7 protein-coding genes are annotated in these 6,625 nt (G+C 43.7%); 5 read left to right on the top strand and 2 right to left on the bottom strand.

What is annotated here, in order from left to right:
• Nucleotides 1–101: 101 nt before the first annotated feature.
• Both ywaC and MTN95_RS09335 read right to left on the bottom strand, forming a co-directional pair.
• On the bottom strand, nucleotides 102–734 hold the full coding sequence (gene ywaC, locus MTN95_RS09340) for a GTP pyrophosphokinase YwaC (RefSeq protein ID WP_059292252.1): 633 nt from the start codon (nucleotides 732–734) through the stop codon (nucleotides 102–104).
• A 140-nt stretch (nucleotides 735–874) separates the two neighbouring features.
• The gene (locus MTN95_RS09335) at nucleotides 875–1,810 is read right to left on the bottom strand and encodes a 1,4-dihydroxy-2-naphthoate polyprenyltransferase (protein WP_044159973.1); all 936 of its coding nucleotides are present in this window, start codon (nucleotides 1,808–1,810) and stop codon (nucleotides 875–877) included.
• Nucleotides 1,811–2,255: 445 nt separating this feature from the next.
• Between MTN95_RS09335 and MTN95_RS09330 the strand changes: the two genes are divergently transcribed.
• Genes MTN95_RS09330 through dltD form a run of 5 tightly spaced genes read left to right on the top strand, consistent with a single transcriptional unit; the run spans nucleotide 2,256 to nucleotide 6,546 of the window.
• A complete protein-coding gene (locus MTN95_RS09330; protein ID WP_010332387.1) occupies nucleotides 2,256–2,405 on the top strand; it encodes a teichoic acid D-Ala incorporation-associated protein DltX in 150 nt (49 codons plus the stop codon).
• Between the two features lie 17 nt (nucleotides 2,406–2,422).
• The gene (gene dltA / locus MTN95_RS09325) at nucleotides 2,423–3,931 is read left to right on the top strand and encodes a D-alanine--poly(phosphoribitol) ligase subunit DltA (RefSeq protein ID WP_202853349.1); all 1,509 of its coding nucleotides are present in this window, start codon (nucleotides 2,423–2,425) and stop codon (nucleotides 3,929–3,931) included.
• Nucleotides 3,928–5,115, top strand: a complete 1,188-nt coding sequence (gene dltB / locus MTN95_RS09320) for a D-alanyl-lipoteichoic acid biosynthesis protein DltB (protein ID WP_202853350.1) — start codon at nucleotides 3,928–3,930, stop codon at nucleotides 5,113–5,115. Before dltA ends, dltB begins: the two co-directional genes overlap by 4 nt.
• 16 nt (nucleotides 5,116–5,131) lie before the next feature.
• Nucleotides 5,132–5,368 (top strand): D-alanine--poly(phosphoribitol) ligase subunit DltC, encoded by a 237-nt coding sequence (gene dltC, locus MTN95_RS09315; protein ID WP_044159978.1) that lies wholly within the window; start codon nucleotides 5,132–5,134, stop codon nucleotides 5,366–5,368.
• Nucleotides 5,368–6,546, top strand: coding sequence for a D-alanyl-lipoteichoic acid biosynthesis protein DltD (gene dltD, locus MTN95_RS09310; RefSeq protein ID WP_044159980.1), 1,179 nt, complete (start codon nucleotides 5,368–5,370; stop codon nucleotides 6,544–6,546). The genes dltC and dltD overlap by 1 nt, the downstream gene beginning before the upstream one ends.
• Nucleotides 6,547–6,625: the final 79 nt, after the last annotated feature.

Genomic DNA, 6,625 nt, shown 5'->3' with positions numbered 1-6,625 from the left:
TCTGTATCTAAAATACAATAAGCATCTAAAGAAACAAAAAAAGCTTGTAGAAAAAACATCGTTTTCTCTACAAGCTGGACGGCACATTGCTGCCGTCTTTTCTAATCCACTTCTTTCTTAATCCCCAGCATTTTTTCATCTAAATAGTGGGCAATCTCAGCCGCTTCCTTCAGCTCATCGGTTAAATGTTTAGGGACGTCGTTGTTCAGTTTATAGTAGATTTTATGCTCCAAGCTCGCCCAGAAATCCATGGCGATGGTGCGGATTTGAATTTCTGCTTTGACGTATTCCACTCTGTTCGTTAAGTTCACAGGCATTTCAATAATCAAATGCAGGCTTCGGTAGCCGTTCGGTTTCGGATTCTGAATATAATCCTTTACCTTTACGATCCGCAAATCCTCATGCTGCTTCAGGACGTTCACGACATTATAAATATCAGAAATAAAGGAACAAATGATACGCACACCGGCAATATCGTGGATGTTTTCCTTCATTTCCTGTGTCGTAATCTCGCAGCCCTTTCTCATGAGTTTATTTACGATGCTTTCAAAGCTTTTCACACGTGATTTTGTATGCTCAATCGGATTGTGGCCGTGAATTAAATTATATTCCTGACTGATAATCGAAAACTTTGTATCAAGTGCATCTAGCGCAAATTTATAAACTAACAGTTCGTTTTTCCAGTCTTCCATGACGGTTTTTAAATCGTCCATATGTGTTACAGATAAATCCATTTTCGTCATCTCCTTTAACGGATCTTTATCCGCTGTCCATGTACTAGACGTGCCTGCCTGCTGCTAGGTTCTATGAATTTTTTTACAAAATCCTGTCGAATGTAACAAAAAAAGACCGCACGAAAAAGCGGTCTTCTTACTTACCGGAAATAGCTGATCAATAATCCAATTGACAGCAGGAATCCGAAAAATGTATTGGTTTGCGCTGTGGATTTCATCGCCACAATCATATTCATCGGTAATTCTTTTTTGACGAAGCCTTTCACCGCCTGAACCGGCTTAGGCACGCTCAAAAAGACGACAAACAGCCATGGGCTTGCAGCTCCGGTAATAACCAAGCCGACAACCCAAATATAAGCCACAGCAAACGATGCAGCCAGCAGAGTGACGGCTCCTTTATGCCCCATCAGGATCGCCAATGTTTTGCGTCCGCCTTTTTTATCCTCTTCGATATCACGAATATTGTTCGACAGGTTGATCGCGCCGACAAGAATCGCAATCGGAATCGAAATCAAAATGCTTTGCATATTGATCTTATCTGTCTGAATAAAAAACGAAATCAGCACAAACACCGAACCCATGCAAATGCCTGAGAATAACTCACCGAACGGTGTATATGCAATCGGCAGAGGCCCGCCTGTATACAGGTAGCCGATCGCCATTCCAACGAGACCGATGGCAGCCAGCCACCAGCTGCTGCTCATGCAAATATAAACACCGAGTAAAATGGCAATGCCGTATGAAGCGAGAGCTAATTGCAGAATCGTTTTGGGCTTCATACCATGTCTGACAATTGCGCCGCCGATTCCGACAGATTCAGCTGTATCTAACCCGCGTTTAAAATCGTAGTATTCATTGAATAAGTTCGTCGCGATCTGGATCCATAAGCAAGAAAACAGCATAGCCAGAAACAGCAGCAAATCAACCTTCACATAAAACATCGCCAAAACTGTTCCGAGAAGCACAGGAACAAACGACGCCGTTAATGTATGCGGACGCGTTAATTGCCACAGGATCTGCCCCATACTTTCTTTTTCCGGCGCTGTCTGACCCTCACCCTTATTTGTTTGGTTCATCTTCCTCTTCCTTTCTATTAAAAGGCTTACTTTTTTTCAGCCGGCCACTTGATGAAACTTGCGTTTTGCTTCCTTATCTATCATAATGACTTCTCCACCATTTCACAAGATACCTTAAGCGGGCGTTTTCCTTCTTATTATACGCTTTCTGCCCTGATTTCATTAGAGTTCTGCCTGCGCCTTTACAAACAGGAGCGGAAAAATTTTTTTAAATCATTTACGCTTTTTAAAAGTTAAAAAGTTCTCTTCATAACATTTATTCTTTCCTTTATAATGAATCAGTCAGAGAAACTTCATTCATACTCTTTCAAAGATAAAAATTCACTTCTGAAGGCAGAAGCCGATATATAAATTTGAGGGATATTAGGGAAAATATGAAACTTTTTGCGCATCCGCTCGTCATATACTCATGTAATTGTCGAAAAAACGGGAAGGGAATTTGAATATGCTGCAATTGATGAAACAGCTGTATGAAAAACCCGCTGTCAAGTGGACATGTCATACAGGCTTTTATTTGTTGATACTGCTTGTTTTGTTTTTTATGTATGGTTTTCACACCGCGAATACCGGTTCTTATATTTATAACGATTTCTAATTGGAGAGAGAATAACAATGAAACTTTTAGATGCTATTCAAACACATGCGGAAACTTATCCGCAAACCGAAGCCTTCCGCTCTCAAGGCCAGTCGCTCACATATCAGGAACTTTGGGCGCTGTCTGACCGTGCGGCTGCCGCGATCAAAAAACGCGTTTCTGGAGAAAAGGGTTCTCCTGTTCTGGTGTACGGACATATGGAACCGCACATGATTGTCTCCTTTTTAGGAAGCGTCAAGGCGGGACATCCTTATATCCCGGTTGACTTGTCCATTCCGTCCGAGCGGATTGCGAAAATCATTGAAAGCTCGGGCGCCGAATTGCTGATTCACGTATCTGGTCTTCCTGTTGATATTGACAGCGGGCTGATTCAGACAGTATCAGCGGAAGAACTGCTGGAAAACGAAGGCACTGTCAGCCGTGATCAATGGGTGACGGAACACGAAACGTTTTATATCATTTACACTTCCGGAAGCACGGGCAATCCAAAAGGCGTGCAGATTTCTGCCGCAAACCTTCAAAGCTTCACAGACTGGATTTGCGCGGACTTCCCGATCAACGGAGGCAAAACGTTTTTAAACCAAGCGCCGTTTTCATTTGATTTATCCGTCATGGATCTTTATCCGTGCCTTCAGTCAGGCGGTACTTTACACTGCGTGACAAAGGACGCCGTGAATAAGCCGAAGATCTTATTCGAAGAGCTCAAAAAGTCTGGGCTGAATATATGGACATCGACGCCATCCTTTGTGCAAATGTGCCTGATGGATCCTGGATTTTCACAAGATCTGCTTCCTGAGGCGGACACATTTATGTTTTGCGGAGAGGTTCTCCCGGTTTCTGTAGCCGAAGCGCTGCTTGAGCGTTTCCCGAAAGCGAGAATCTTTAATACGTACGGTCCGACTGAGGCGACAGTCGCTGTTACGTCCGTTGAAATTACAAGTGACATCATCAGCCGGCACGAATCTCTGCCAGTCGGCTTCGCCAAACCGGATATGAACATTTTGATTATGGATGAACAGGGGAACCAGCTCCCGGATGGAGAAAAAGGCGAAATCGTCATTGCAGGCCCGAGTGTAAGCCGCGGCTATCTCGGTGAGCCTGAGCTGACAGATAAAGCGTTCTTCTCTTATGAAGGCCAATGGGCATACCGAACTGGCGATGCTGGTTATACACAAGATGGTCAGGTTTTCTGCCAAGGCCGCTTGGATTTCCAGATTAAACTTCACGGGTACCGGATGGAGCTGGAGGAAATTGAGTTTCATGTGAGACAGTCTCAGTACGTGCGCTCAGCTGTTGTGATTCCGTATCAGCCAAACGGAACTGTCGAATATCTGATAGCTGCAATTGTTCCTGAGGAGCACGAATTCCAGAAGGAGTTCCAGCTGACGAGTGCGATTAAAAAAGAGCTTGCCGCTTTCCTGCCGGCTTATATGATTCCGAGAAAGTTCATTTATCAGGATTACATTCAAATGACGGCTAACGGCAAAATTGACCGGAAACGCATCCGCGAAGAGGTTCTTGTATGACGCCTTACAGCTCGTTTTTATTCTTTATATTGCTTGGCATTCTTCTTCTGCCGACCATCATTCTCGGCTTGAACGGAAAAAGATTTCAGGCATACAACATGTTTATATCCATTCTTATATTGGCTCTGATTTTCTCGCATGACTTACACGGCGTCATCGCCCTGTGTCTGTTTACCATATGGCAGGTGCTCCTGATCAGCGGCTACCTGGCGTACCGGCAGAAAGCGAACAGCGGAATTGTCTTTTGCTCAGCTGTTATCGCGTCTATTCTGCCTTTATTCTTGTCAAAAATATGGCCGTTTCTTTCTCATCCGCAGCCGCATCATCCGACGCATAACCTGATCAGCTTTTTAGGGATTTCGTATTTAACCTTTAAAGGCGTTCAGCTGATTATGGAAGCGAGAGACGGGCTGCTGAAGGAACAGCTGCCGCTTCACCGCCTGCTGTATTTCATCCTGTTTTTCCCGACGATTTCTTCCGGTCCGATTGACAGGTACCGCAGATTCGTCAAGGATGAGCAGAAGGCATGGACAAAAGAGGAATATGCCGATCTGCTGTATACGGGGATTCACAAGATTTTCATTGGGTTCCTTTACAAGTTCATTATCGGCTATGCGATCAACACGTATTTCATCATGAACCTTCCCGCGATCACGCACAATAAGATCCTCGGGAATCTGTTATATATGTACGGCTACAGCATGTATTTATTCTTTGATTTTGCCGGCTATACGATGTTTGCCGTCGGGGTCAGCTATATTATGGGGATTAAATCGCCGGAAAACTTTAATAAACCGTTTATCAGCAAAAATATTAAAGATTTCTGGAACCGCTGGCATATGTCTCTGTCATTTTGGTTCAGAGACTATGTATTTATGAGATTTGTATTTTGGATGACAAAGAAAAAGTGGATCAAAAACCGTATGGCCGTCTCAAATATCGGGTATTTCCTGCTGTTTATGCTGATGGGGGTTTGGCACGGCCTTGCGCCGCAATATATCATCTACGGCCTCTATCACGCCGTCCTGATGACGTGTTACAACTTTTTCGAGAAGTGGAATAAGAAATATAAATGGCTCCCGTCCAACCGCTGGACAACGATTCTCGCTATTGTGATCACGTTCCATTTTGTGTGCTTTGGGTTTTATATTTTCTCAGGAAAGCTATTTCATCACCATCATTAAAGGAGATTAGAAAACTATGGATTTTAAACAAGAGGTATTAGACGTTTTAGCAGAGGTTTGCCAGGATGACATCGTAAAGGAAAACCCTGATATTGACATTTTCGAAGAAGGTTTGCTTGATTCTTTTGGAACAGTAGAATTGCTGCTTGCGATTGAAAACCGTTTTGATATTCTGGTGCCGATCACTGAATTCGACCGGGATGTATGGAATACGCCTAATCACATTGTAAACCAGCTGTCTGAGTTGAAATAATGAAAAAGCGTTTTTTCGGTCCAATTATTTTGGCGTTTATTCTATTCGCAGGCGCCATCGCAGTTCCATCTTCATGGCTGACAGGCTTCATCACCGATAAGCGGGTGAAAGAATCAGCAACAGCCTTGAATCCGAGTATGTTTCAAGGGCTATATTTACAAGATCAAATGCTCAAAGATCCGACATATCTTCCGATTTACGGGTCTTCTGAGCTTTCCCGGCTGGATGAGTTCCACCCATCCAATTATTTTAAAGTAAACAATGAGGGATTTACGCCTTACCTTGTCGGCAAAGGCGGGTCCCAGTCATTGATACATTCCTTAAACTTCGCTGCCCATATGGATCAGCTGAAGGGCAAAAAAATGGTTTTCATCGTTTCTCCGCAGTGGTTTATTAAGCGCGGGTCTGATGAACAGCATTTTGCGCCGAACTATTCCGCGCTTCAAGGGCTGGATTTGGCTTTTAACGAGCAGATCGACCCTGACGTGAAAAAGAAAATGATGAAGCGTATGCTGCGCTTCAAAGCTGTTCAAAACGATGCTGTACTTTCCGAGCTTTATAAGGCGATAGTGAATGGCCAGACATGGAAAGTGAACGCGCTGAAGCCGGCGGCAAAAGTATATTACAAGATGCTAGAAAAGAAAGACCTTTATTATTCAACGACGGAAACCACGGGACCAAAGCGGTATATCTCACAATCCGTGAAGGATAAGTCATGGTCTGAATTAAATAAACTGGCCGATGAATCAGGCAAACGCCACTCCGGGTCTAACGATTTTCACATCGACAATCCTGTTTATAAAAAGCTGAAGCCGAAAGTGCCTAAGCTGAAAGGGAAAAACAAAGGCAGATCGTATGCGAAGTCACCGGAATACGGCGATTTTGAGCTGATGCTTAATATCCTGAAAGACGCGGGTGCAGAGCCTATGTTTGTCACCATCCCTGTTAACGGAAAATGGTATGACTACACAGGCTTCCCGAAAAAAGGGCGCACTGACTATTATGAAAAGGTCAATAAACAGATTAAAGCGAAGGGCTTCCAAGTCGCTGATTTTTCAGGTCATGAATATGACCCTTATTTTATGAAAGATACCATCCACATCGGCTGGAAAGGCTGGGTGTATGTGGATAAGGCAATTGATGAATTCTATAAAACCGGAAAGGTTACTTCATCGTGAGCATCTATTAGGACGCGGCTGCATATTTCCTGCTAAGATTTGAAATAGTAAAGGAATCACAGCCAGCTTGATAAGAGGT

It is taken from the genome of Bacillus sp. 2CMS4F (assembly GCF_023161785.1).
Lineage (GTDB): Bacteria > Bacillota > Bacilli > Bacillales > Bacillaceae > Bacillus > Bacillus halotolerans.
Note: the sequence above shows the minus strand (reverse complement) of the source record. Positions and strands in the feature narration are given on the sequence as shown.